Source organism: Natrialba magadii ATCC 43099 (assembly GCF_000025625.1).
Taxonomy (GTDB): Archaea; Halobacteriota; Halobacteria; order Halobacteriales; family Natrialbaceae; genus Natrialba; species Natrialba magadii.
In genome coordinates this window covers 3161291-3187637 of record NC_013922.1, presented here as the reverse complement: position 1 = coordinate 3187637, position 26347 = coordinate 3161291, and the positions used below count along the sequence as shown (strand labels likewise).

Sequence of the window (26347 nt, the reverse complement as noted above, 5' to 3'; positions counted from 1 at the left end):
GGAGACCGTTAGATCGCTTTCAGCGTCTCGTCGTCCGGTTCGTAACACTGGCCGCCCATGAGTGCGTCCTGAATGGCGTCTTCGACGTCTGCCTCGGACGCTCCGGTGTCGGCAGCGACAGTGTCGACGAGTTCCGTACGGTCAGCGCCGGTGCCGTCGTCGAGGTCTTGCATGGTGTCGACGACGTACTCCTGCAGGTCGACGTCTTCAGCGGGTTCGTCCGCCGGTTCGTCGCTTGCGTCGTCGCTGTCCGATTCAGTCTGGTCGGCGTCGGACTCGGCGTCCGCTGTTTCGTCAGGCTCGACGGTCTCGTCTGCCTCGTCTGTCTCGTCATTCGTATCCGCTGCTGGCTCGTCAGCAGCGTCATCGTCAACCGTCGACGCTGGCGGCTCGCCGAGTTCGTCGTCTGCAGCGGTCGATGCCTCGCCAGTTGGCGACTCATCCGATGCTGGTTCCGGCTCGTCGCTTGTGTCGTCCCCATCCGACGGCACGTCGATATCCGCCTCACCAGGTTCGTCGACCTCGGCACCCGTCGTGAACTCGGTGCCGAACTCGTCTTCGATCTGCTCGCGTTCCTCCTCGTCCATCTCGTACATACCGGGGTCGCCGCCGTCGAAGTCGCCGAGGGCGTCGTCCGAGTCAGCCGCAGCTTCGGCCTCTCCCTCGGGCGCTGGTTCGGACTCGGGCTCCGGCTCGGATTCAGAGTCGGATTCAGAGTCGATCTCGGACTCCGTCTCGGCTACTGGCTCGGACTCGGACTCCGCTTCTGCCTCCAGTTCCGACTCTGATTCTGACTCCGGCACAGACGCAGACTCCGGTTCAGATTCAGATTCGGTCTCCGCCTCGACCGCAGTTCCGGACTCATCCTCGGCGTCGGCAGGACTCGTACTCGAGTCCCCCGCAGACTCGTCGAACTCGACGGCAGCCGTCTCCGGTTCGCTCGTGGTCGCGGTGCCTGCTGCGGCTGCGGTTTCGTCGCTCGCGTCGGCCGTTGCCGCGATCGGTTCTGGCTCGGGCTCTGGGTCCTGCTCGCCAGCCTCGTCCGTCGCTCCCGTCTCGGCTGGAGCCGTGGGTGTGTGAGCCTCGAGGTCGAGGTCCTGGCCGTCGACAGCCGCGAGCGAGGTGAGTGTGTCGAACGCCACGTCACCACTGCCACTCGCGTCGGGCTGTATCGAAAAGCCGCTGACCTCGTCGCGCTCGTCTGCGACGACCTCGACCGCTTCAGTGGCACAGTCGCGAAGCGCCGCGAGGTATGCCGGCGTCGTGCCGTAGTGGTCCTGTGCGAGCGGGATGCCGGCTGCGAGCCCGGACTCGACGCCGGCCTCGTGAAGTGCGTCCGTCAGCGCGTCGCCGTGGGCATCGACCGTCGCAGCTTCGGCGTAGGTGCCGATCCGGTCGAGCGTCTGCTCGGCCGTGCTGACGACCCAGCGGTCGCGGGTCGCGGCGTCGACTTCGGCGATGCTCTCCGGTCGGATCGAGGTGTAGACGCGGTCGCCGTCCTCGGGTTCGAACGTTCGAGCCTTGCCCGAGACCGCGATGAACGCGGGTGGGGCGAGCTGTTCGAGAACTGCCAGTGCTTCGGGCTGGTACTGTCCGGCGTAGACGACGAACGCGCCGGTCGGGTCGACGATCCGGGCGCGAAGCATTTCGTCGTTGACCGAGGTGATCTCGGTGAGCGTCCCGACGGCGAACATGCGGTTGAGCCGTGCGCCGGTGGGAGACACGACGTAGTTCGGTGCGCGCTCCTCGTCGCTTTCGGCGTAGGAGAACTCGGCATCGTCGTACTCCGCCGCGAAGAGTCGGTAGGCAATCTCTCGCCCCGGAATCTCGTCGTCATCGGACCCGTTCGCGCTCATGCGTCCACCTCCTCGTCCGCGGCGACACCATCGTCTGTCCTGCTATCGACGTCCGCGAGGAACGCACTCGCACGTGCCTGCGGGTCGTCGTCGCTCTCGCCGAACTGCTCTGCGTCCAGATTCGCACCGTACTCGTCGACCGAGAGGTGGCCGCGGACGGTATACTCGTGGCCAACGATGTTGTCACGAATCGTGTCGGCGACGACCGACTGATCCATCGCCTCGCGGGCCTGCTCGAGTGCATCGTCCAGCGTCCCGCCGTAGACGTCCTCGGTAATTTCGTCGTCGAGGACGACCGTTACGGAGCCCGTCCCATCGTCGAGGATCGCCTTCACGCGAAGGTCGTCGATGCCGTCGACGTCGCCGTGGGTCCGGCATTGGCCCTTCTGGATGACGCGGTAGCACTCCGGACAGCGCTGAATCAGTCCGGAGCCATCACGCACTTCGATCACGTTGCCAGCGACCTCGACGTCGTAGATGCCGCCCGTGTGGACAGCCTCGCCGACGTCCATCGAGGTGGTGTCAGCGCCGACATCGATTTCGCGGTCGATCGCACTCACGGTCGAGAACTCCGAGACGTTGACCTCGGGAACCCCACGGAACTCCTGGACGTAGGCGTTCTCGATTCTGACTGGGTCTCCTTCCTCGATTTCGGGGGCTGGGTCCCAGTTCGTGAACGGGAGCCGGCCGCTCTCGTCACCAAAGACGCCGCTCAGGATATCCGTCTCGCCGTCGCGGCCGTCGATCGTTCGGCGCTCGCACTCGACTACGTCGACCTCGACGGAGACGGCCCGGTCGCCGGTCTGCAGGTCGGCGAGGGTTGCGTTGCCGCCGATCGTCGCGTCGATCTCGATCGGGTCGTCGACAAACGAGAGCGAGGTGCTCTCACCGAGGTTGAGTTCCGGTTCGCCGTCCCACTCGCGGACGCCGGCGTTGCCGGCGGTGATCGTATCGCCCGCCGAGAGGCCGAAGTCCTCCCAGGCCGTGTAATCGATTGTCCCGGTTTCGTCGGCGAGTTCGCCCTCCACAATGACGTGGTCGGAGCCCTGGTAGCGGATCGAGCGCTTGCCAGCGGTCAGCACGATGCCGGTGACCGTGACGTTGCCGTCGTCGGGCGTGATCTCGCCGATGTTCTTACTCGAGGGCGCGCCGCCCCCACCACTCGAGCCGTCGCCGTATTTGCGGCGAAGACTCTGTGTGGCTTCGTCGATCGGAACGCTGTACTCCACGAGGTTCTGCAGGTCGGATTTGACCTCCTCTTTGTCAACACCGAGGTCGGAGGCGAGATCCTCGGCATGATCGTCGAGTTCCATCATTTGCCTTTCGTGTGGGGGCTTCAAAAGCGTTCCCGCAGCGGGGTGAAAGTGGTGTGGCCGCTGACTGGAGACGGCGGTCAGAAAGAAGATCGGGTGCCGAAACGAGGATTACTGGTCGACGATTTGGGTAACCGTCCCGACATCGTCCGCGACCGCAGCCTCGTAGACGACGGAGCCGACTGCGGTGTCCTGAATCGCGAGGCCAGTGGAGTCGAAGATAGTGACTGCTTCAGCGTCCGGGCGACCCTGCTCGCTGTCGACGAGATCGCCGAGGAGGCCGTAGACGTCGTCGCGTTCGAAGTCGCCTGCAGCGGTTGGGACGTTGATTTCGCCGGAGTGCGAGCACTGTTCCCAGTCGTCGATGACCACGTCGGCCGAGAGAAGCAGATCGGTCGCCAGTTCCTGCTTGCCCTCGGCGTCCGCGCCCATCGCGTTGATGTGCGTTCCTGGCTCGACCCACTCCTCGCGGAGGATCGGCTCGCGGGATGGGGTCGTCGTCGAGATAACGTCACAGCCGGCGACCTCCTCGGGGGAGCCGCCGCGAACGGTGAGGTCTCGGTCGGATTCTGCCTCGATGAACCGCTCGATGGCCTCGTCGTCGAGGTCGGCGACGACGACTTCCGAGAGGTCTCGTACGGCCGCAATCGCCGCAAGCTGGGTGTGAGACTGCTGGCCGGCACCGAGCAGGCCGAGCGTCTCTGCGTCCTCACGTGCGAGGTGGTCCGTCGCGACACCTGCTGCGGCTCCGGTGCGGATGCGGGTGAGGTTCGTACCGTCGATGACGGCGAGCGGGTAACCGGAAGCTGGGTCGCTGTAGACGACGAGTCCCATGACGGTCGGAAGGCCGAAGCGCTCGGGGTTGTCCGGGTGGACGTTGACCCACTTTACGCCGGCACCCTCGCCGACGGCGGCCGGCATGGATCGAAAGTCGCCGTTCTCTTCTGTAATGTCGATGTAGGACTTCGCCGGCATCTGTGCGTCGCCCGTCGCGTGGGCCTGAAACGCCGCTTCGACGGCGTCGATCGCTTCCTCGTGGTCGACGAGTTCAGTGACTGCGTCGCTGTCGATAATTCGGGTTCCCGTGGGTGCGTCTGCCATGCAGTATCGATGTCACGGCCACTACTTAGTCTTTCTTCCTACGATGGCTGAAATAGTTGTATGGGACTCCAACTCTATAGCCCATATCGATCCAGTGTTGAAGGATACTGCAATAACAATAAATTGCATAAATCCTTCGAACGTCCGCGAGCTGCGTCAAAAGTACGGAACACAGACAGCTCGCAAGAATGGCCGACAGCAGGCAGTTAGAGAATACTCTAACACAACCGGAGTGCTTGTGGGGCTGGACGGTGAGGACCGCGTATGGACGTCGACAGGAAGGATCTCCGTATTCTGAAGGCCATCGCGGACGAGGAAACGCGCAGCCCCGAGCGAATCGCCGAGTTGACGAACGTTCCGCTCTCGACGGTGCACTATCGGATCGACTCCCTCCAGGAGCGGGGCATCATCCGCAACGACCACTACGACATCGACATGGCCGCACTGGGCTTTCCCATCACCTTCATCGTCGAGGTCATCGCCGAACACGGCGAGGGCTACCGCGAGGACGTGGGCGACCGTCTCCTCGAGATCGACGGCGTGACGCAGGTCTACTTCGCGGCCGGGGATACGGACTTCATCGCTATCTCGCAGCTCTCGGATCGCTCGATGGTGGAGTCGCTGGTGAGCGAGTTCGAGTCGATGGACGGCGTCGTGCGCACGAAATCGACGTTCACGATCAGCACGCTCCGGGACGGCCACGAGCCACTGCAGCAGTACTCGATGGAAACGCTGGTCGACGAACTACTCGATCAGGAGCGGTAGGCTGTTTCCACTCACTGAATCGCTCCAAGCTGAAACACTGTTTTGAGTGGTGACAACGTTCATGTATACTACTGTGTAAAAAACGCCTATGAAGCGTCGCCATATTCTAACGACAATCGGTGCGTCTCTGTCGTTCGCGACAGCCGGCTGTCTACAGGGTGGCTCTTCCAACAATGAAGGCTCAGCCACGGCTGGAAGCGACGTCGGCTATGATACCCACCAGCTGGGGGCAGTGCTCGCTACGCACGCCTCCTCACTTCGCTTCGATACCGAGTCCTCAGTTGGGGCAGTAGAACTGTACGAGTCATCGAAGGAGGCATATCGTAGCGTACCGCTGGATCTGGGTCCGCTCGCTGATCGCCGTTCGACGAACGAAGCGTTCATCGACGCGACTGACTTCGAGTCCGAACTCCTGATCTACGTCGTAACGGAATGGCCACTGACCAACCAGTCTGAAATCGAGGTGGAGAATCTAACGCTGTCTGGGGATACACTCGTTGGGACGGTGAGAGCAATCGGGGACAACGCAGAAGAAGGCGACCAAGCACCGATGTTCCCGGCAGGACTCGTTCGAGTCTCTGTCGACGATGCTCACCTGACTACGGTCGAGGTAACCGTCGTCGATGGACGCGACAACGAGGAAGTGTTCGAAGAAGCATACAACGGCTGAGCTCCCTGTCGGCCGAAACACACCATCTTCTTGGGGATCCCCACCACAGCGGACGTATGCACGTCGTCGTCAACGCCGCCATGAGCGCGGACGGGAAACTCTCCTCGCGCCGGCGCGAACAGATCGCCATCAGCGGTGACGCAGACTTCGACCGCGTCGACCGACTCCGCGCCGACAGCGACGCCGTCGTCGTCGGCGTCGGCACCGTTCTCGCGGATGACCCACACCTCACCGTCAAGGACGAGAACCTTCGTGATGAGCGCCGAACCAACGGCAAGCCAGCGAACCCCGCTCGCGTCGTCGTGGACTCGAGTGCACGGACGCCATCCTCCGCCGAAGTCCTCGACGACGCCGCGACGACCTACGTCTGCGTGAGCGACGCAGCGCCGGTCGAGCAGCGAGCGGCGCTCGCCGAGCACGCCGACCTCATCACTGCGGGCGAGGAGCGAGTCGACCTCCTGCGGGCGTTCGCCGCGCTGCAGGAACAGGGCATAGAACGGGTGATGGTCGAGGGCGGCGGCGAACTCATCTTCTCGCTGTTCGAGGCGGGCCTGGTCGACGACCTTTCGGTGTTCGTCGGCCCCAAAGTGATCGGCGGGCGGGACGCGCCGACGCTGGCCGACGGCGATGGCTTCGTTGAGAACTTTCCCGAACTCGAGTTGGGCGAGGTCGAGCGCCTCGACGGCGGTGTGTTACTGACGTGGCGCGTCGCGGACTAACTGGATTCTTGCCGCCCACCACGTGGTCTCCCACCGTCCCGTATCCCGTCACACCTTTCCTCACGCATCACATACCCCAGCACATGGAACGAGCCACCTTCGGCGGCGGTTGCTTCTGGTGTGTCGAAGCCGCGTTCAAGGCCCTCGACGGCATCGAGTCCGTCACCTCCGGCTACGCCGGCGGCCACACCGAGAACCCCACCTACGAAGCGGTCTGCTCCGGCGAGACTGGTCACGCGGAAGTCGTCCAACTCGAGTACGAGCCGGACCAGATCGCCTACGAGGACCTGCTCGAAGTCTTCTTCACGATTCACAACCCGACGACGAAGGATCGAGAGGGGCCGGATATCGGCTCGCAGTACCGCTCTGCGATCTACGCTCACGACGAGGACCAACTCGAGACGGCCGAGGCGTTTGCGGCGGCACTCGAAGACGAAGGGCTGTACGAGGGGATCGTTACCGAAATCGAGCCACTCGAGACGTTCTACGAGGCCGAGGAGTATCATCAGGATTACTTCGAGAAGAACCCGAACGACGCGTATTGTTCGATGCATGCGGCACCGAAGGTCGAGAAGGTGCGCGAGCAGTTTGGGTCGGATGCGACGGCGACGCAGTAGCGGACACGGACTGAGGGAGTTTGTCGCCGTGACAGCTTCGGAAGAGTTGGTTCCTGTTATGGCACGACATCACTGAAACCTGCTAATACGCACTGGTACACGCAATGCCCATCACAACCGACGTCCTCGTCATCGGCGGCGGCGCAACCGGAACTGGAATCGCCCGCGACCTCACCCTTCGCGGCGTCGACGTCACACTCGCCGAACGCGGCGGCCTCTCGGCCGGCACCACCGGGCGCTCACACGGCCTCCTTCACAGCGGCGCCCGCTACGCCGAAGCCGACGCCGAGGGTGCACTCGAGTGCCTCGAGGAGAACCAAATCCTGCGGGAGATTGCGGGCGAGTGCATCCGAGAGACTCGCGGTCTCTTCGTGCAAGTGGCCGGCGACGACTCGGCGTACTTCGACGAGAAACGTGCGGCCTGCGAGGAACTGGGCATTCCGGTCGAAGTCGTCGACGGCGACGACGCGCGGGAGGCGGTGTCCGGACTCGCCGCAGCTGTCGAACGCGCGATGTGGGTGCCGGACGCCGTCGTCCTCCCCTCGCGGCTGGTCGCGGCTACTGCCGCCGACGCTCGCGAACACGGCGCTCGCATTCTGACACACGCACCGGTGGAATCGATGGTACTCGAGGGCGAGCGCATCGACTCGGTTTCGCTCGGCGGCGCAGCAGAGACCGTCGTCGAACCCGAATTCGTTGTCAACGCGACGGGGCCACACGCCGGCGCGGTCGCAGCAATGGCGGGCGTGACAGTGGAAATGCGCCCGACGCGAGGCGTGATGGTTTCGGTCGACCACGACGGCCTCGAACCGGTGCTCAATCGCTGTCGGGATCCAGCGGACGGCGATATCATCGTTCCGCACGACGACGAGGTCGTGCTCGGGACGACGAGCGTGCCGGTCGACGATCTCGACGAGTTCGAGCGCGACCAGCAGGAAGTCGAGCGGACGATCCGCGAGTGTGCGACGATGCTCCCCGCCGTGGCCGACGCCCCACAGGTTCGGACGTGGTGGGGCATCCGCCCGCTGTACGAACCCGACGAGGCGGCTCGCGGCGGCCGCGGTATCTCGCGCGGGTTCGTTCAACTCGATCACGCCGAGGACGGCGTCGCCAACTTCGTCAGTATCGTCGGCGGCAAACTCACCACGTACCGGCGGATGGCCGAGTCCGTTTCCGATCTGGTTGCGGATCGGCTTGGGGTGGGGAACTCGAGTACGACGGCCGGGCGAGAACTGATCGGTGCCTCGTCGGCGAGCGAACTCGATGCGTTCGTCGACGAGTTCGATGGCCGTGGGCCGACGGATGCTGATCTGGTCGATCAGGATGGGTGAGGAGTGAGTACGTGGTCGGACACCCTTGTCCCCGAAGACCTGGATTACTGGTTACTGGTTACTGGTTACGCAGCCACTCGCGTGCGTCGTCTCGATTATCGAAGATACGTGATGTCGTGTTCTCGCCGACTTCGGTTACCATCTCCTCGACGGACATGTTGCTGACGACGCTTGCAGGCTGGACGATCGCCATGTTCTGGAGCGAGGACTCGAACGCGCGCGGGTGCCAGTCGTCGTGGGTCCAGTCGCGGTCGTCCTGGGTGACTGTCCCCAGATCCCGGAGGTCGGCGAGCCAGTTTTCCGCACCGTGCTCGATCGCGAGGTCGAGGCCGGCATCGAGGCCGTCCCGGTAGTCATCACCTTTCGCGAATGCCTGCCAGTTCATGAGGACAGTCTCGAGATCGTTGTCCCACTCGATCGTCAGATGATCGCGGTCGTAGTATGCCATTACAGAAGTAATTATGAACATTCTAAATAAATATTCTCGCCAAACATAATAGAAGTGGTAATTGAATGTGAACCTGTATCTTGGTCCCTGGGTGACTGTAGAGCGTATTGTCGTGGATTACCACGACACACCAAACATCTATCTATCGATAGTGTGAATTAATAACTCATGACTCTCGTTGACGACCGCGTTGCAGTCATCACAGGCGCTGGCTCCGGCATCGGACGAACGACGGCGACGACGTTCGCCGACCACGGCGCGTCGGTCGTCGTCGCAGACGTGGACGCTGAGGGCGGACGAGCGACCGTCGAGACGATCACGGACGATGGTGGCGAAGCGACGTTTGTCGAGACGGATGTTTCGGACCTCGACGATGCCCAGGTGATGGTCGACACCGCCGTCGACGAGTACGGCGGTCTCGACGTGCTGTTCAACAACGCCGCCATCGAGGGGCCAGTCGCACGACTCGACGACTACGAGAACGACGCCTTCGAGCAGGTTATCGACGTCAACCTCAAGGGCGTCTGGTACGGGATGAAGTACGGCATCAAGGCGATGCTCGAGGACGGCGGCGGCTCGATCATCAGCGCCTCCTCGATCGGCGGCGAGGTCGCCGTGCCCCAGTACAGCGGCTACGGTGCGGCGAAGGCCGCAGTCGGCCAGCTCACCCGGTACGCGGCCATCGAGTACGCAGAGGAGGGCATCCGCGCGAACGCAGTCGCACCCGGTATCGTCCGCACCGAGATGATCGAGCGAACGATCGAGGAACACCCCGAGATGGAAGAACAGTTCGAGGAAACCGAACCGATGCCAGGTCTCGCAGAGCCCGAGGAAATCGCGAACGCCGTACTCTTCCTCGGCTCGGATCTCTCCTCGCGCGTTACTGGTGTGACGCTCCCCGTTGAAGGCGGCTACCTCTCCCAGTAACGCACTGGTTACGCTCACCCTTCTACTCTCGCCCGCAACGTTTCAGATGGCCAAGATCGAGCCGCTAGAACCCAAACCGCTGGAAACTGGGAATTCGAACGATGCCCGGCGAGGAGTAACTACATGTACACCCACGCCGACGACTGGGCTATGAGCGAGGAGCAGCCGCCAAGCGAATCGGTACTCGAGAACACCCCTGGCCAGGGACGGACGCCCGAAGCCGAGCGGATCGAGGCCGACGCCCCCGAGGAGTTCGGACTCGTGCAGGTCTGGTGGGGCGACGGCAAGGGGAAGACGACGGCGACGCTCGGGATGGGGATGCGCGCTGCGGGCCACGGCTACCGCGTGCACGTCCTCCAGTTCATGAAGGGCGGCGCGTCGAGCGTCGACGCCGTCCGCGGCGAGTACAACGCGATCGACGCCCTGCCGGGGATCAGCTACGAGAATCTGGGCCACTACGGCTGGCACGGGATGGCCGACGGCAGCGACGAAGCCCAGCACGAGGCCGAAGCACAGGCCGGACTTGAGCGCGCCCGCGAGGTCATCGACGCGGCGGCCGAGGCCGACCTCAGCGCGCCGCTCGCACTCGAGGGCGACCCGGCCGACGGCGTCCACATGCTGATTCTGGACGAGGTGCTCTACGCCGCCGAGCGCGGCCTGATCAGTGAAGCCGACGTGCACGAGCTACTGGATGCGAAACCAGACGGACTCGAGTTGGTCCTCTCCGGCGGTCACGAGGAGCCGACGTATCTGGCGGAGCGGGTGGATCTGATGACGAACGTTCGCAAGCAGAAGCATCCAATCGAGGCTGGGCAGCGGGCTCGTCGCGGGACGGAATTCTAGCTGAATCGTCGGTGTGCACCTCACGCGCTAGTCGGACTCGAGCCAGCAGAGCGACGAACGAGCTGTCCGAGGAATGCGAGGAAGACGGCCGAACCGAGGATTCCAACGAAAACGAGGACTGTCCGGCTCACACCGGCCATGACGAAATACGGCGTCCCGAGAGCCAGCAGTAGGAGAGCGATTCCGAACCCGGAGACACGGACGGTCGTTCGCGTCGAGGGCTGTGTCTTCACAGCGAACGCGCCGAGACCGAGCGCCGGAAGAAACAGCGTCAGCGCTGGAACGACACCCTCGAACCAGTCATCGAAGTGCCACGGTGTTCCGGAGTCCTGTGACGCGTCGTACGTCAGCAAGAGGAACACTTCGTCGCCGTCTTCGAACAGAACCGCCCCATTTTCGGCGTCGTGATACTCGAACGAGGATGGGGGCGCTTCGTAGCCGTCGGCGCAGTAGATCACGACATCCGTACAGACGTTCGGTTCCCAGTAGGGAACCTCCCCCTGTGTTGCCCCGCTGTTGGTCCCTTCCTCGAGTGTCCGTTCGATGAACTCCTGGGCCAGTGGGGAGAACTCGTCGACGGGAATCGGTTCGTCCCGGTTAGCGTCGTCGACGTGCGTTTCGAACGTTGCCGTCGATTCGGGTGCGATGTAGTGTGGGTACTCGCTCGGGTCCTCGTACGGTGAGGCATAGGCGCTGTCAGACAGCCCGACGCCGACGAACGCGAGGCTGATCCCGAGAAGGAGGAGGGTGAGGATGGACCACCGAACAGTCATACATGACGAATAGTATGCATTACCATGTATTTTCGGGATTACCTACAGCGTACAAAACTCGGACATCCCCGCCTGGGAGCGATAGCACAAAACCAAACCGGTATGACAGAAACTGGTGCCAGCACAGTTATTACCAGTCACTGTGAACGATCGGTCAGCTGATACTGATGGGAGTCCTTCGAGTCGACGAGTTGCGCAAGTCGTACGGCGACGTTCGGGCTGTCGACGGCATGTCCTTCGACGTCGAGCGCGGGGAACTGTTCGGCTTTCTCGGCCCCAACGGTGCCGGGAAGACGACCACGATCCGCTCGCTGACCGGTCAGATCGTCCCCGACGAGGGCACAATCGACGTGCTCGGAACCGATCCGACGACAGCGCCGATCGAAACGCGAACGCGCGTCGGCATCCTCCCCGAACAGGCGACACCGCCGAGCTTTCTCACGCCACGGGAGTATCTCGAGTTCGTCGGTGACGTGCGCGACCTCGACGCGGCGGTCGTCGCGGACGGCATCGACCGCTGGGCCGAACGGCTCGGCTTCGAGAGCAAACTCGAGACGCTCCACACCGACCTCTCACGGGGCCAGCAGCAGAAGGTGATGATCGCCCAGGCGTTCCTCCACGAACCCGACCTGGTGCTCATCGACGAGCCACTGGCGAATCTGGACCCGCTCGTCCAGGAGCAGGTCAAGCAGTTCCTCACGAGCTACGCCGCAGCGGACAACGCCGTCTTCGTCTCGACGCACAACATCGACGTCGCGGCGGATATCTGCACCCGCGTCGGCATCGTCGCCGACGGCAAAATCGTCACCGAACGCTCGGTTGCGAACGAGACGAGCGACGACCTCCTCGAGACGTTCCTCGACCACGTCGACGATGCGAACGCGCGTGATCTCCCGTCACTCGAGCGGGACGCGATCCAGACATGAGCGGGGCCGGTACTGACACGCCGTCACCTGCACAGGGCCAGCGAGGGAGTTCCGGCTACCAGCAAGATAGCACCGGCCCTCAGCGCGGCGGCTCGAGCCTCGTCGGCGACGGGACGAACCGGCTGCTGTTCGCCGCACTGCTGCGCGAGGAGTGGCGGCTGCACACCCAGCTGTTCGGCGGCGGGCGCTTTCTCTCCTTCCCGCTGCTGATCGCCGTGCTCGCCGCGGGCGCGACGGTTGCACTCGTAGAGACGGGAACCGCCGCCTCGACGGTCGTGCTTGGTCTCCACGTCCTCGCGCTCGGCTTCGGACTCTACAGCGGCACCGCCGGCTTCGCGGGCTCGAGCATGCTCGAGAACGTCTTCGGCGGCCTCTCGCTCGTCCTTGGAACGGCTGCGACACTCCCGCTCTCACGGCGACGACTGCTCGGTATCTTCCTCGTGAAGGACGCGCTGTTCTACGCCGTCGTCTTCGTCCTGCCGATGGCGACCGCGGCGATTCCCCTCGCGGGTCTGTCGGCGACGACGCCGATCGACGTTGCGGCGCTATGGCTCTCGCTCTCGCTCGTCTTCGCTGCCGGGATGACCGTGACAGTCGCGCTGATCGCGTTGCGAACGCGGGGCGTCCCGACGTGGTCGCTGCTGGCTCTCGTCGCCGTCGCTGCCCTCGCGAGCGGTGTCCTCGGCTCTGGTTCAGCGACGCTCACGGCGGCTCAGACGCTGGTGGTTCCACAGTCCGCGTCGCTCTCTGCAGGCGCTGGGCTCGCGGGTGCAACTGCGCTCGTTGCTACCGCGTCGCTCGCGGTGTACGATCCGACGTACGGGAAGCCGACCCGAACGACGGCCGACCAGTTCGCGCGACTTCGCAGCCTCGGCGACACCGTCCCTGGCGCGACCGGCGCGAACGATCCGCTGGTCGTCAAGACGCTACTCGACCTCTCGCGCTCCGCCGGCGGCGTCTGGAAGCCGTTCGTCTCCGCCGGCATTCTGCTCGCGCTCGTCGCTGCGCTCGTCGGCGTCGTCCACGAGATTACCGGGATCGAACCCGCCCCCGGTATCTTCTTCGGCGGCGTGCTCGGCCTCTCGGCGTTCACCACCTACAACTGGCTCACACAGTTCGACGCACTCGAGTCCTACCTCGCGTATCCGGTGACGATCGCCGACGTCTTCCGTGCCAAGCGGACGGCGTTCGTCCTCGTCGGTGCGCCGGCGGTGGCCGTGCCCTACCTCGCCGCAGTCCGCTGGTTCGAGGCGGCGCTCATCGATGCGCTCGTCGGCGCGTTATTGCTCGCCGGCTTCGGGTTGTACTACTACGGCCTCACGGTCTACATCGCCGGCTTCGATCCGAACGAGTTCCTCTTCGATTCGGTCCGGTTCGGGCAGTTCACCGTCGGCGTCGCGGTTGCGCTCGTCCCGGCGCTGGTCGCGGGCTTCGTCGTCGTGCCACCGACGCCCGAAATCGCGCTCGCGCTTGCCGGGGTCGGTATCGGGTTCGGCGCGATTGGCGCAGTGCTCTCGAGTCGTGCGGGGCCGAAGTGGGATGAGCAGTATCGCCACGGCGATACCAGGTGAGGCGAGCAACCCTCGTGTGCACCAATTCAGCGCTTCGTCGGCATCCTGTCCCCTCAACACGAGAACCGATCGGACAGCTGGAACTACCCTTCACCTGCAAGGAGTGCGGAAAAACGGCCGGACGGAGAGGGGAGAAATATGAAAGTCGTCTACAAACCCGGTAACGCGTACGAGGAGATCAACTGCTACGACTTTCGCGAGTACGATCAGGGAATCGTCTTGCACAACGAGGAGGGGTACAATATCGGCTACGTTCCCCACGAGATTCTGAGCCACATCGAACCACATCCCGAGGAGAAAGTCGTGTTCGGGAGCGAGGAGACGCTTGAGGTTCGTGGGAGCGGCGAGGAAAGCGGTGCTGATGAGGAGAGCGACAGCGACGATGAGGACGACGAGTAAACGCTGTTCGTTGGAGACGACGAACCAGTCGGTGCTGACAGGTCAGCCGATGCCGGCAGCAAGCTAGCTGGCACTGGCAGCCAAGCCGGAATCGACAGGCCGATAGCCCACGCCAGAACACGTGGGTGTGAATGACGCGGACGCTTCTCGTCGCCGGAACCGCCAGCCACGTCGGCAAATCGACCGTCGTCGCGGGCCTCTGTCGCCTGCTCGCCGACCATGGTGTCTCCGTCGCGCCGTTCAAGGCGCAGAACATGAGCAACAATGCGCGGGTCGTCGTGCGGGCGGCTGGCGTAGATGGAAAAGAAGGCGAAGTGAAGGGGCAGGAATCGCGTCCGACTGGAGACGGTGCAACAATGAAAGCCGCCGACCAGTGGGGCGAAATCGGCGTCTCGCAGTTCACCCAGGCCCGTGCGGCCCGACTCACACCGACGACTGACGTAAATCCCATCCTGTTGAAACCGCGCGGCGACGGCGAGAGCCAGCTCATCGTTCAGGGCGAGGCCCGCGAGCACGTCCCCGCAGGCAGCTACTACGAAGAATACTGGGACGACGCCCGCGACGCCGCCGCACAGTCCTACCAGCGACTTGCCGCTGACCACGACGTCATCGTCGCCGAAGGCGCAGGCAGCATCGCCGAAATCAACCTCCACGACCAGGACCTCGCGAACGTCGAAACGGCCCGCTTCGCCGACGCAGAGATCCTTCTGCTCGTCGACATCGAACGCGGCGGCGCGTTCGCCAGCCTCTACGGGACGATCGAACTCCTCCCCGACGATATCCGAGAGCGCGTCGTTGGTGCGGTCATCACCAAGTTCCGCGGTGATCCGTCGCTACTCGAGTCCGGCATCGCTGAGATCGAATCCCGAACCGGCGTGTCGATTCTGGGCGTGCTGCCGTACGACGATCCCGGATTGCCCGAGGAGGACAGCGTTGGCCTTCCGAGTGCGGATTCACGGGGGGTACGCGGCGGCGATGATGGCGTCCCCGACGAGCAGCGCCTCCGGATCGCGGTACCGCGACTCCCGCGGATTTCGAACGCGACCGATCTCGAGGCACTCGCCGCAGAACCGGGTGTTACGGTGGTCTATCTCCCGGTCGACGATTCGGGGACGAACGCCAACGCAGAGGCGGTGTCCAGCGGTTCGTTCGCGAGCGCCGAGATCGAGATCGACCTCGACGCCACCGCCGACGCCGTCGTCATCCCCGGTACCAAGAACACCGTCGACGACTGCCGTGCGCTCCACGCCGCGGGCTTCGCCGACGCACTGCGCTCGTTCGACGGTCCCATCGTCGGCATCTGCGGCGGCTACCAGCTTCTCGGCGAACGGCTGACGAACGCCGCACTCGAGAGCACCGACACCAGCCAGTGCGACACCGTTCCGGGTCTCGGTCTCCTCCCCGTCGAAACCCGCTTCGACGAGACGAAACACCTCGAACGGACGACGGTCCCCGTCGACGGCGCGGCGAGCCCCTTGCTCGCCGGCGCAGCCGGCACCGCATCGGGCTACGAGATTCACGCCGGGCGGACGCGCATACTCGACCACGAGTCCGTCGCCAGCCCGCTCGGCGAGTCGAGCGCGGCACACGGACTGGTTCTCGGGACCTACCTCCACGGGCTGTTCGACAACGAGGGGGTTCGGACGGCGTTTCTCGAGGCAGTTGCGAGAGAGCGGGGACTCGAGTGGCCGCCGGCGAGCCCGACTGGGGCGCAGACAGCGCGAACTGGTGGGCAGAGGGGACAGTCGCCGTTCGACCGGGCGGCGTCGTTGCTCCGGGAGAACGTCGATGCGGAGGTGGTTGAACGACTGGTAAACGGGTAGTGCGACGAGCCAGCGGTCGGTGCCGAGAATTGAAGTGGTCGGTTACGCGCTATTCGCCCCGTCGCGGTACGTTCCGAGCAGTTCTTCGAGGATGATACACTCCTGATCGGTCGGCTCGTAGTGCGAATCGATGAAGCGCTCTGCGGCCTCGTAGTTGCCGCGCAGTCCCTGTTTCCGGACCGTGATGACGGCATCCAAAAAGAACGTCCCGCCGTCTGTGCCGAGCGCCTTCGCGTGGTCAGCCTCGCTGATGTCGAGTTCGGATTTAATCTCGTCGAAGTTGAACGTCTTGACGTCGTGGTCGGAGTCAACCAGCGTAAGGACGTACTCCGCGGAGAACCGATAGAACTCGGATTTGCTCTCGAACATACCGTCTTCGACGAGTTCATCGATCTGATCGACGACCTCGTCTGGGTACCTGACGGTATCTTTAGCCATGTCCTCAACGTGCACGCTGGGACATAATTACTGTTTCGGGAACGTGTTTGCTGAGTGGAACACACAGCCCCCGTTCAGAGTGAAAGAGAATGCCTATCAGAACGAATAGAGTCCAGGAAACGCCAGTGAACGAGAGCGTCGACCGAACGGAGCCTGTACGCAACTACCTACAAATTTATTATTTATCGGACGCAACGGGGAGACGCAATGGCAGACGAAGACGAAATCCGTGAGCAGATGATCGACGCGTTCGAAGGTGCTGACTACCCCATCTCGAGTCCGATGGACCTCGTCCCCGCGCTCCCGAACGGCCCGGGAACGAAGTTCGAGTCGGGAGAGTTCTCGATGACCGCGATGGAACTGAACACAAAGACGTCGGGCGGAGACTTCCCGTACGACGATGCAGAGACGTTCGTCGATGACATCATCGACGACCTCAAAGACCAGGGTGAACTGTAACAGGAGAACGGCGGAGCGGTATAGCGCCACCGAAGCGAAAGCGCAAACGAAGCGCAAACGAAGCGCAAACGAAGCGACACGGGAGACGGCACGAACCGCACGCTGCTGTCCGCCTCGGTCGCTCGACCGGTGGCCGACCTGGGCAATCAGAGGCGCTCCCCCACTGCAAACCACACGTTCGTTCTCTCGACTGGCGGGTGACGTGTCAATACCGACACTGACCCCGAGTTTTATTGTATATCCGATAGTAGATAGAAAGAACAACGTGACGGCGGTGGTACCGGACACGGAGTTGGGCGTGCGTCGACACTGAACACAAGACGTCTATGGAACAGTCGGAGCAGCGATATGCACTCATCTGTGTAACGGGGACAGCGGACCGACAGCACCGACTTTCGGTTGCTCTTTCAGAGCGTGGTGTCGACGCTGGGTCGAGCACTGGCGGTGCTAACGCCTCCGCAGTTGCAGACACCGACACCACCACAGAGATCACTGCCACCTCACACATCGAACCTGACCACCTGACCATCATCGAACGGACGCTCGCGGACCTCGAGCGCGCCGAGGGTGGCACGGCAAACGGGCTGCCAGACGATGTCGATGCCGTCGTTATCGATGTCGACGAACCAGCAGCACTCGAGACGGCCCTCGACTGGGTCGACGGTCACCACGATCCTGCGATCGAATCTTCGGCGCGCGTCGTCGCGCCACAGGACGGCAACGAGGCACTCGCGGCTGCGGCACTCCGCCAGGACGTCGATCAGTACGTCCCGTCAGATGAGGATGCTCTCAACCGCGTACTCGAGACGGTTGCCGAGCCGACAGCATCGACACCTGACGACGAGTACCACAGAATCATCGCCAACGAACTGCCCGACGAGGCGTTCGTCATCGACGAGGACGGCATCTACCTGGAAGCGAAGCTTCGACCCGCATCTGCCGAACTGTACACCTCACCGGCTACCGACCTCGTCGGCGCTTCGCTGGACGACATTTTCCCCGAGGAAACCGCGTCGTCGCTCTCTGAATGCGTGACTCGCGCCATCGAGACCGAGGATGTCCAAACAATCGAGTATCCTGCCGAGACGAGGGGCGAAGAGCGACTCTTCGAGGCGCGGGTCGTTCCGATCGACGAGCGGATCGACGGCAAACGAGCGGTGATCTGGCTCGCACGTGACGTTACCGAACGAGCACAGCGCGAAGCCGAACTTGAGACGCTCAACCGGATCAATGCGGTCATCCGACAGGTGATCGAGACGCTGGTCGATGCGCCGACGCGCGACGCCATCGAACGGAAAGTCTGTGCAGAACTCGTCAACTCTGAACTGTACTGTGGCTGTTGGATTACCGAACGGACGGGTGCCGGAGAGTTTCGTTATCGAATGGGTGCGGGGGAAGCGACGACCTATCTCGAAGCGATTCGCAAGCTAGAGGACGATGCGAGCGCGCTGTCGTCGGCGACGCCGTACGAGGAAATGAGCGGTGATGCCGATGCCGACGCTGATACCGATGCCGATGCTGATACCGATGCCGATGCCAATGCCAAAACGGACCTAGGCACAAACACGGACACGGACACGGACACGGACACCACCACTGGCGCTAACACGAACACAAGTGCTGACACAAACACCGACAACAAAACCACAGAACGCCAACGACGGCCAACCGAACATACAGGAATCACCGGCGAAATCACCTCCGTCAACAACATCCTCAAAACAGAACCCCTTCCCGAGCCACTGCAGGAAGCCGCTCACGCCGACAACGTCCGCGCGGCAATCTCGGTCCCAATCGTCCACGAACAGACGACCTACGGCGTCCTGACCGTCCTCGCCAGTCGCGCCGAGGCGTTCTCTGACACCGAACAGGAAGAGTTCAGACTGCTCGGCGAGACCATGGGCTTCTCGATCATGGCCGTCAAAAACCGGCAACTCCTGTTTGCTGACACTGTCACCGAACTCGAGTTCCGGATCGACGGCGGCGAGACGTTCTCGTTCGACCTCTCCGAAACCTACGACTGTACGTGTGTACTCGAGTGGTCGGGAACGACCTCGGACGGGCAACCGATCCAGTACGTTCGAATCGACGGACTCGACGGAGAGACCGTACTCGAGGAAGCGACGGCACACGAATCAGTAGAGTCGTGTCGGCTCATCCACGACGGACACGACCACTGCACGATCGAGATGCGCCTGACCAAGTCCGGCGTGCGGACGCTCGCAAACCACGGTGCGACGATCAGGGATGTGCGGGTCGAAGACGGCGTCGGCACCTGTGTCGTCGAGGTGCCACAGCACGGTGACGTCCGTGATGTCGCGGAGGCGCTATCGGTCGTCTACGAGAATACGGAACTGACCGCTCGCCACGAGGTCGACCGACCGGTCCATACCGCTATCGAGCGCCGAAACCGGGTCCTGGGCGAGTTGACGGATCGGCAGTTGACGACCCTTCGACTGGCGTACTTCGGCGGGTTCTTCGAGTGGCCGCGCTCGAGTACGGGCGAGGAGATTGCCGAGGCGTTGGGAGTGACGCCGCCGACGATGCACCAGCATCTGCGGAAGGCGTTGAAGACGGTTCTCACGGAGTTTTTCGCGGAAGGAAACACTGCTGGCGGTGGTGCCGACGGGAGCCAGTGAGGCGAGAACGGACGATCGGACGAACAGTTGAGCGGGACGAGAGTTGAGCGGGACGAGAGTTGAGCGGGACGAAAGTTGAGCAGATCGTGAGTGGATCGTGGGCTAGGGCTCTCCATCCAACGAGTGGCTAGTTTCGATGGTCAACGTACAAGAGAGACACTCTGTAATGAGTGTCAACTGATAAAATCTTCCTACCTAATTCAGGAAAGACAGACACTCAAGATCCTATAAAGGTCGCCTATGTGAACCCGAGCGGCGATAGGGACGGCGTGGCTGTAACGAGACGATGGTGCTGCTGACTCGGCTGGCTCACTCGGCTTATCGGACTCGGGCGACGTGTCGGGACCGGGCCCGAATCCGAATCCGGGTGCGAGATTGGAATCGTAGACAGGGACAACCCAAGAATAGGCAGCAATCAGAACTGGAACGAAGGTGGGCAGAGACGACGACACAGGACCGGGCGCGGGAGTGTGAGCACTCGTGGTAGATACCTCGCCGCTCGAAACAGTGCTCGCCGGCTCGAACGGCCGTTACTACACCGAACAACAGGTTTGTGCAAAACTCGAGCACGGTCCCTGGCAGCTCTGTCTCCGCGAGCACAGGACAGAACGCTGGCTCGTCGAACTGCCAGGCGAGACGCTCCTCCTGTTGGCGGCCGTTGAGCCCGATTCACTGCCGCGGTGGGCCGAAATCAGAATCGATGGGGACACAACGCGTGTCGTCGATACGCGGCGGCGTGACCCGCCGGACGACGACGGTAACTGTGACTGAACAGTGTGACTGAAACGGTCCATTGTCGTTCTGTACTGGTGATCGCTGCCCCCGTCGGATCGATCACCGGTAACGCGTTGTACCGATCCGTATGAACCTGTGCCCAGACAGTAAGGAAGCTTGCTTTCGCCACAGCCGCTCGCCGGACCACAGATGGCTACCAGTGATTGAAGGGAGTAGTTATCCCGATCCCTCCAATCCCAGCCCCCTGATCTTACTCTTCGTCTGCGTCGACATCGTCGTCGACATCGTCGTTCTCGCCGCGGACGAACGCAGTCTGTGCGTCTGCGTCTGCATCCACTTCGATATCGCCGGCGCTGGGTCCTTCGATAAGGTCTTCGAAGTCGTCGACTTCGTCGTACTGATCCTGGTAGACCAGTGCTGCCTTGCCCATCGACGTAATCTCGTAGAGGCCGGAGCGCTCTGCCGGACCAATCTTTTCGACGAGTCCGTAATCTTCGAGAACTGGCAGCCTCGTGTTGATGTTCTTTCGACTCTTTCCGGTGTGTGCAGCCAGGTTCGTCGCGACGTTTCGACCCTTGTCCTCGAGTGCCTCGAGGATCAGAAAGTCAGTTGGTTGGCGTAGCTTCACTCTCAATCACTCTCGTACTATACCTTGATTTCCACTGGTAACTAATACTTTCGGCTCCGCCTCACCAGAATCCATTGGTAATCCCTATCGGTAAGACTATATGTTGGGGCGAGCCTTTGTAACAAAGGGGAAGCAAGCCAGGCGTGTGAATTACAAACACCCATCCACACCCCGGTTTGCTGTACGGCACTCCACCATGCCGGCACTACCCCACACACCCTATTCATTCGCCATCGACACCGACCAGCGCTTCGGGCCTCGCTCGAAGCGCTGGTCGTCGTCGTGCCTCGCGTCCGACTGGTCTGGATAAGTAGCACTCCCCTCAGTAACGAGTGACACTCCAGCAGCACCGAGCCACTCGAGTACCCCCGCGACATCGTCAGGGGAGTCGACGCGGTAGCTGGCAGCGGACGGCTCGTCATCACCAACTCTGATTCCGATTCCGTCCGGCGCAACGGCGCGGAAGGCGGATTCGTCGGTGACGTCGTCGCCGATGTAGATTGGGACGGTCTCCGCTGGGAGTTCGGAACTGATGAGCGAGACGGCGTCGCCTTTTCCCCAGTCGACATCGGGACCGATCTCGAGGATTCGTTTGCCGGGTGAGAGTTCGAGATCGTCGCCGCCGAGACGCTCGACGACAGAGCGAGTGAGTCGGCGGACGACGGGACGCGCGCCAGCGGGAACGGTTCGGACGTGAACAGTGCCGGTGAGTCGTTTGTTTTCGACGCGCGCGTTCGGGATCGGTTCGAGGACCGTCTCGAGCGTTTCGCAGACGGCCTCGACGCGAGCAGCGCGCTCGCGGGCTGCGGGATGCATTGCGAGTGCGCCGTCCCAGGCGAGTTCGAGGCCGTGGTTACCGGCGTAGATCCGTGGCTCGTCAACGCGCGTGCGAACGTCGTTGAGACCGCGGCCGCTGACGATTGCGGTGGTGACTGGTTTGGCTGCGGCGAGCGACGCTACCGCGGTCTCGTTTGCGGCCGTCGGCGCTGCGGCGTCGGGGTCGTCGACGATTGGCGCGAGCGTGCCGTCGAAGTCGAGACAGACGAGCAGATGGCTGGCGTCCGCGAGCGTCGCGCGGAGCTGTGGCAGGTGCTCACCGGTGAGCGGTGTAGGGCGGTCGTCTGTCGAACTGTGCTGGGTCGTCTCGTCAGGTTCGCGGGTCGGTTCGGTCGATGAGTGCTGCTCAGACATGGCTCTCTGGATCGGAAACTGCGGAAGTGGGGGTATCAGCGGCTGTTGCTCCCGGATGGTTGTCGCTCGAGAGACCTCGCGGTCGAGTGATGGAGTGGCTGGTGGACACGGGTTCGTTACACCGGTGGGGTTCGTTCGCGCGAGTCCGGGTCCGGGTCCGAGTCCGAGTCCGAGTCCGAGTCCGAATCTGAATTTGAGTCTGAATCAGAATCAGAATCAGAACCCGAGTCTGCATCCGTGCCAGAATCTGATTCCCATTCCGACCTCATCTCTGATTCCACTCCGTACTCTCTCCCCGATCCAGTCTTCGAGACCGACTGTCTCTGTCTCTGTGACTGTGGCACCCGCTCCGCACTGTTACTCGAGTCCGCGCCCTCGTGGACGCGGCGCAACAGGTCGAACTGGGTTGCCATCCAGTCGGCGATGTCGCCGTCGAAGACGTTCGACCGGAGGGCCTTCATCCGCGTTGTCCGCTCCTGTGGTGGCATCGAAAGCGCGTCGTCGATGGCTGTCGCGAAGCCCTGTACGTCAGTGGGGTCGATAGTGAGTGCGTGCGAACTCAGACGCTCGTGTGCGCCCGCACGGTCGCTCAACAGCAGCGTGCCGTCGGCGTCGACGCTCGCAGCGACGTACTCCTGTGCGACCAGGTTCATGCCGTCGATCAGCGGGCTGACGATCATCACGTCGGCGTGGCGATACAGCGCACAGAGATCGTCGTGTTCGACGTAGTCCTCGGTGTAGACGATCGGTTGCCAGTCGTCGGTGCCGAACCGGCGGTTGATCCGGTCGACTTCGCTGCGGACGAGGTCGCCGTGGCGCGCGTAGGCCGGAATTTCAGTGCGCGACGGTGTTGCCTTCTGGATGAACGTGAAGTCACCGTGCCAGCTCGGGTTCTCGGCGAAGAAGCGCTCGAGTGCAGTCAAGCGCTCCGGGATCCCCTTCGTGTAATCGAGTCGGTCGACGCCGAGTCCGATCGCCGAGTTCCGCGGGATATCGTAGCGGTCGAACAGCGAGAGCAACTGGTCTGCGTCGGCGTCGTGTGCGTGCTGGTCGTACGATTCGGCGTCGACGCCCATCGGCGTCGCGACGACGCGGGTGATCTGACCCTCGTACTGAATCGTCCCCTGCTCGTGGTCGACCGTCGCATCCGGCAGAAACCGTCGGACACAGTCGAGGAACGCATTTGCGTAGCGCTCGACGTGGAATCCAAGGAGGTCGTTGCCGAGGAGTCCCTCGAGTACCTCCTCGCCGGCAGGGCAGTAGTCGAACGTCGCGGGTGCCGGCCAGGGGATGTGCCAGAACTGGGCGATACTCGCCGAGTCGGGAATCGCCTGGCGGATCATGCGGGGTGCGAGTGCGAAGTGGTAGTCCTGTAGCCAGACGACCGACTCGTCGCTCGCGTGGTCGGCGACCGCTGCAGCGAAGCGCTCGTTGACGGTTCGGTACCACTCGAGATCGTTCGGACGCTCATCGACGAGTTCGGCGAAGCCGTGACAGAGCGGCCAGAGGACGCGGTTGCTGAACCCGCGATAGTAGGCGTCGACGGCTTCCTCGGAGAGGTCGATGCGCCGGAGCGTGTAGTCCTCGTCGCCTGGTGGAACGCGAACGCAGTCGCGCTGGTTCGTGACGTCGAAGTCGGCGTCACCGTCGCCCCAGGCAATCCAGGTGCCGTTGGCTTCCTGGAGGACAGGGTCGAGTCCGGCGGTTAGTCCACCGGTAGGCTCGTCGACGGAGATTGGCGGCGACGTTGCGTCCGTCTCGGACGTGTTCGTCGTGTCTGTAGCGTGCTCATCCTCATCCTCATCCTCATTCTCGTCGTCGTTGTCCGCAACCGACTCCTCGTCGTAGGTGTGCCGGTACGGCTGTCGGTTCGAGACGACGATGAGAGAGTCAGGACAGTCGGTGGGTGGAGAAGACTGCATTGTGCGTGCGTTGGTCGCGTGATCATGGTCTGCGTCTGATTCGGGAACCGAGTCCGAGTCCGAGTCCGAGTCCGAGTCCGAGTCCGAGTCCGAGTCCGAGTTCGAGTCCGAGTCCGAACCCGCATCCGAATCCGAACTCGACGCTGACGCCGTCGCTGTGTCCGGTGTCGCGTCACCGTCTGTTCCTGCGGACTCGCTATCTGACTCGGCTTCACACTCGTGCTCGTGTTCGCGGCCGGATTCAGCTTCAGATGCAGATGCAGATTCGAATTCGAACTCAGCGTCACTCGGTCGTTCTCGGTCGTGATCTCGCCCAGACCCGTCAGCTCGAAGATTATACGTGTGCGTCGACGACTGCTCGTCGGGAACTCGCATTCGCTGAAACAGAACAGCGTCGCCACTGGTTGCTTCGTGGCCTGCAGCCGCAGGTGGTCTATTACTTTCCCCCTACTGTTTCCACTGAACAGACCGTTCAGACGGTGTGAGAGTCTACTACGGCGATAAACGGAACCAGCCATCCCTCGAAAATAAGCCGCATGTTCCCTCCCGACGCCGAGAAACACACCCAATCACAGCCCACAGCCGGCTCAGTAGAAGTACAACTCGAGTTCGTGCCCACAGTTGCGACAGGTTGTCTCCGTTCCGCGTAACCGGGTTGGTTCGCGGTCGGCGACGAGACCTGGGCCGGCGGGAACGGCGGCGTCAACTGTCGAATCGCACTCCGGGCAGCCGATCGGCATAGTCGAGTGTTCTGATCGAGACATGCCACACTGATAGTGGTGGATCGGGGTTAGTTATCACCGCCGTACCGTGACGGTTTTCGACCGTTTGGCATCGTTCCGTCCGATATGGTTCGGTTTACGCGGACAAGACGGGGGCAAAGAGGTGGCAACCGGTTCCTTCGGGTTGCCTCAGATTCCTTCGAACGCCGTCGAGTCCCCGCGATGTCGTTCGATAGCGTTGGACGATACTACCTGGTTGTGACTGGAAACCGTTGCGTTGCTGTGTGAACTCTTCGGGGGCAGGTGGTTCGAGGGACAACTATTCTCCTCATCAAGCGAGACCGAAGGTCTCGCGGACTCCGCGGACCCCGCAAAGTTTCGCTCCGCTCAGTCACGGCAATCACAGTCGTCCGTCCGACCCCGGGTTAATCGTCCTGTACAGCCTGTAGACACGGTCTGAACCGAGATGTAGCACGTAGCTTCAAGTGTTGGCACGAGCATGGATGAGAGTAGACGCAAACACAGCCAGAAACGGCGAACATCGACCACCCATCGACACCCACAGGAGTGAGCGTATATGTTCGGGAATTGTCCGGTGCTTTCGGGAGAGAAACCAACGAACCTTTGCTCACGCCGTCCACAGTAACCCCTATGGAGCGACGGACGTACCTCGGCTCGCTTGGGGCGGCGGGGGCTGCTGGCCTCACCGGCCTCGCCGGTTGTCTCGACGAGCTGAGCGGCGACGACGACCAGGAACTGTCGTATGGCGAGTACGCGGACCAGACCGTGCTCGACACGCAGGATATGCCTGGTGATCCCCAGGCATACTCACATCCAGTCTACGGCGATCGATTCCCACCGATCTCGGTACCGGATCCGCTCACCGGGGAGACCATCTCGACCGAGGACTTCGTCGGCGAGCGTGCGTTCGTGATTACGTTCTTCTTCACTGCCTGTCCCGATGGCGCCTGTCCGGCCCTCCTCTTGCGGCTGCGCCGAGTCCAAGAAGACGCCGCCGAAGAAGGCTACGGCGACAACATTAGCCTGCTCGGGTTGACGTTCGATCCCGAACGAGACACCGCGGACGTACTCGAGGAGTACGGCCAGCAGCAGGGGGCAGACCTCGATGCGGGGAACTGGCATTTCCTTCGGCCGGAGACGTACGAGGAGGCAGAGGAGCTCGTCAATGAGGAGATCGGGATGCGAATTCAACGGGTCGAAGACGAAGACGAGATTGCAGATGCACACGAGGGGCACGGAGAGAACGGTGAGCATGATGATCACGACGACCACGACGACCACGACGACCACGACGACCACGACGACCACGACGACCACGACGACCACGACGACCACGACGACCACGACGACCACGACCACGGCGAATACACCTTCAACCACATCAACCTGGTCGTGCTAGTCAACAAGGAGGGTATCGTCGAGCGCGCCTATCCACAGGTGCTCAACGATGAGCAGGGGACGAGTATCGAACAGATCGTCGAGGACGCCCAAACCGTCGCACAGCACTGAT

At 62.7% G+C, this 26347-nt stretch carries 25 protein-coding genes; 15 read left to right on the top strand and 10 right to left on the bottom strand.

Annotated elements, in window-relative coordinates; translation table 11 throughout:
• Positions 1-8: 8 nt before the first annotated feature.
• The 3 genes from NMAG_RS14870 to NMAG_RS14860 form a co-directional block, all read right to left on the bottom strand.
• On the bottom strand, positions 9-1856 hold the full coding sequence (locus NMAG_RS14870; RefSeq protein ID WP_004214645.1) for a hypothetical protein: 1848 nt from the start codon (positions 1854-1856) through the stop codon (positions 9-11).
• Complete coding sequence (locus tag NMAG_RS14865; RefSeq protein WP_004214646.1) at positions 1853-3169, bottom strand: Single-stranded DNA binding protein; 1317 nt, start codon at positions 3167-3169, stop codon at positions 1853-1855. The genes NMAG_RS14870 and NMAG_RS14865 overlap by 4 nt, the downstream gene beginning before the upstream one ends.
• A gap of 111 nt (positions 3170-3280) precedes the next feature.
• The gene (locus NMAG_RS14860; RefSeq protein WP_004214647.1) at positions 3281-4270 is read right to left on the bottom strand and encodes an alanine dehydrogenase; all 990 of its coding nucleotides are present in this window, start codon (positions 4268-4270) and stop codon (positions 3281-3283) included.
• 264 nt (positions 4271-4534) lie between these two features.
• On the opposite strand from NMAG_RS14860, the gene NMAG_RS14855 reads away from it, so the two are divergent.
• The 5 genes from NMAG_RS14855 (at position 4535) to NMAG_RS14835 (ending at position 8372) form a co-directional block, all read left to right on the top strand.
• Positions 4535-5035, top strand: a complete 501-nt coding sequence (locus NMAG_RS14855; protein ID WP_004214648.1) for an Lrp/AsnC family transcriptional regulator — start codon at positions 4535-4537, stop codon at positions 5033-5035.
• Between the two features lie 88 nt (positions 5036-5123).
• Positions 5124-5705 (top strand): hypothetical protein, encoded by a 582-nt coding sequence (locus tag NMAG_RS14850; protein WP_012996778.1) that lies wholly within the window; start codon positions 5124-5126, stop codon positions 5703-5705.
• Positions 5706-5761: 56 nt separating this feature from the next.
• Positions 5762-6424 carry a 2,5-diamino-6-(ribosylamino)-4(3H)-pyrimidinone 5'-phosphate reductase gene (locus NMAG_RS14845; protein WP_004214650.1) on the top strand — a complete coding sequence of 221 codons (663 nt, stop codon included), beginning with the start codon at positions 5762-5764 and terminating at the stop codon, positions 6422-6424.
• An 83-nt stretch (positions 6425-6507) separates the two neighbouring features.
• Positions 6508-7041, top strand: coding sequence for a peptide-methionine (S)-S-oxide reductase MsrA (gene msrA, locus NMAG_RS14840; RefSeq protein WP_004214652.1), 534 nt, complete (start codon positions 6508-6510; stop codon positions 7039-7041).
• Between the two features lie 104 nt (positions 7042-7145).
• Positions 7146-8372, top strand: a complete 1227-nt coding sequence (locus NMAG_RS14835) for an FAD-dependent oxidoreductase (protein WP_004214653.1) — start codon at positions 7146-7148, stop codon at positions 8370-8372.
• 58 nt (positions 8373-8430) lie between these two features.
• Here the strand turns inward: NMAG_RS14835 and NMAG_RS14830 are convergent, their stop codons facing one another.
• Positions 8431-8820 carry an STAS/SEC14 domain-containing protein gene (locus NMAG_RS14830; RefSeq protein ID WP_004214654.1) on the bottom strand — a complete coding sequence of 130 codons (390 nt, stop codon included), beginning with the start codon at positions 8818-8820 and terminating at the stop codon, positions 8431-8433.
• Between the two features lie 168 nt (positions 8821-8988).
• Between NMAG_RS14830 and NMAG_RS14825 the strand changes: the two genes are divergently transcribed.
• Both NMAG_RS14825 and NMAG_RS14820 read left to right on the top strand, forming a co-directional pair.
• On the top strand, positions 8989-9747 hold the full coding sequence (locus NMAG_RS14825) for an SDR family NAD(P)-dependent oxidoreductase (RefSeq protein WP_004214656.1): 759 nt from the start codon (positions 8989-8991) through the stop codon (positions 9745-9747).
• A 123-nt stretch (positions 9748-9870) separates the two neighbouring features.
• A complete protein-coding gene (locus tag NMAG_RS14820) occupies positions 9871-10590 on the top strand; it encodes a cob(I)yrinic acid a,c-diamide adenosyltransferase (RefSeq protein ID WP_004214658.1) in 720 nt (239 codons plus the stop codon).
• Between the two features lie 20 nt (positions 10591-10610).
• Here the strand turns inward: NMAG_RS14820 and NMAG_RS14815 are convergent, their stop codons facing one another.
• Positions 10611-11363 carry a hypothetical protein gene (locus NMAG_RS14815; protein WP_004214659.1) on the bottom strand — a complete coding sequence of 251 codons (753 nt, stop codon included), beginning with the start codon at positions 11361-11363 and terminating at the stop codon, positions 10611-10613.
• A gap of 167 nt (positions 11364-11530) precedes the next feature.
• Here NMAG_RS14815 and NMAG_RS14810 point away from each other — a divergent pair, with 167 nt between their 5' ends.
• From NMAG_RS14810 to NMAG_RS14795, 4 genes are all read left to right on the top strand, one after another.
• The gene (locus tag NMAG_RS14810; protein WP_004214660.1) at positions 11531-12289 is read left to right on the top strand and encodes an ABC transporter ATP-binding protein; all 759 of its coding nucleotides are present in this window, start codon (positions 11531-11533) and stop codon (positions 12287-12289) included.
• The gene (locus NMAG_RS14805) at positions 12286-13860 is read left to right on the top strand and encodes a hypothetical protein (RefSeq protein WP_004214662.1); all 1575 of its coding nucleotides are present in this window, start codon (positions 12286-12288) and stop codon (positions 13858-13860) included. Before NMAG_RS14810 ends, NMAG_RS14805 begins: the two co-directional genes overlap by 4 nt.
• 138 nt (positions 13861-13998) lie before the next feature.
• Positions 13999-14259, top strand: a complete 261-nt coding sequence (locus NMAG_RS14800) for a hypothetical protein (protein ID WP_004214664.1) — start codon at positions 13999-14001, stop codon at positions 14257-14259.
• A 131-nt stretch (positions 14260-14390) separates the two neighbouring features.
• On the top strand, positions 14391-16082 hold the full coding sequence (locus NMAG_RS14795; protein WP_004214666.1) for a cobyric acid synthase: 1692 nt from the start codon (positions 14391-14393) through the stop codon (positions 16080-16082).
• A gap of 42 nt (positions 16083-16124) precedes the next feature.
• Here the strand turns inward: NMAG_RS14795 and NMAG_RS14790 are convergent, their stop codons facing one another.
• Entirely contained in the window at positions 16125-16520 is a 396-nt protein-coding gene (locus tag NMAG_RS14790) for a ribbon-helix-helix domain-containing protein (protein ID WP_012996777.1), read from the bottom strand.
• A gap of 207 nt (positions 16521-16727) precedes the next feature.
• Here NMAG_RS14790 and NMAG_RS14785 point away from each other — a divergent pair, with 207 nt between their 5' ends.
• From NMAG_RS14785 to NMAG_RS14775, 3 genes are all read left to right on the top strand, one after another.
• Positions 16728-16979 carry an MTH865 family protein gene (locus NMAG_RS14785; protein ID WP_004214671.1) on the top strand — a complete coding sequence of 84 codons (252 nt, stop codon included), beginning with the start codon at positions 16728-16730 and terminating at the stop codon, positions 16977-16979.
• A gap of 326 nt (positions 16980-17305) precedes the next feature.
• On the top strand, positions 17306-19618 hold the full coding sequence (locus NMAG_RS14780; protein ID WP_004214673.1) for a bacterio-opsin activator domain-containing protein: 2313 nt from the start codon (positions 17306-17308) through the stop codon (positions 19616-19618).
• Between the two features lie 480 nt (positions 19619-20098).
• Entirely contained in the window at positions 20099-20389 is a 291-nt protein-coding gene (locus NMAG_RS14775; protein ID WP_004214675.1) for a hypothetical protein, read from the top strand.
• Positions 20390-20603: 214 nt separating this feature from the next.
• Here NMAG_RS14775 and NMAG_RS14770 read toward each other — a convergent pair whose 3' ends face one another.
• The 4 genes from NMAG_RS14770 to NMAG_RS22195 form a co-directional block, all read right to left on the bottom strand.
• Complete coding sequence (locus tag NMAG_RS14770; protein WP_004214677.1) at positions 20604-20981, bottom strand: winged helix-turn-helix domain-containing protein; 378 nt, start codon at positions 20979-20981, stop codon at positions 20604-20606.
• 219 nt (positions 20982-21200) lie between these two features.
• Complete coding sequence (gene otsB / locus NMAG_RS14765) at positions 21201-22172, bottom strand: trehalose-phosphatase (protein ID WP_004214678.1); 972 nt, start codon at positions 22170-22172, stop codon at positions 21201-21203.
• Positions 22173-22288: 116 nt separating this feature from the next.
• A complete protein-coding gene (locus NMAG_RS14760; protein ID WP_004214679.1) occupies positions 22289-24469 on the bottom strand; it encodes an alpha,alpha-trehalose-phosphate synthase (UDP-forming) in 2181 nt (726 codons plus the stop codon).
• Positions 24470-24681: 212 nt separating this feature from the next.
• Positions 24682-24858: a hypothetical protein gene (locus NMAG_RS22195; RefSeq protein WP_160165656.1), complete on the bottom strand. Its 177-nt coding sequence runs from the start codon at positions 24856-24858 to the stop codon at positions 24682-24684.
• A gap of 609 nt (positions 24859-25467) precedes the next feature.
• On the opposite strand from NMAG_RS22195, the gene NMAG_RS14755 reads away from it, so the two are divergent.
• Complete coding sequence (locus tag NMAG_RS14755; RefSeq protein ID WP_012996775.1) at positions 25468-26346, top strand: SCO family protein; 879 nt, start codon at positions 25468-25470, stop codon at positions 26344-26346.
• Position 26347: the final 1 nt, after the last annotated feature.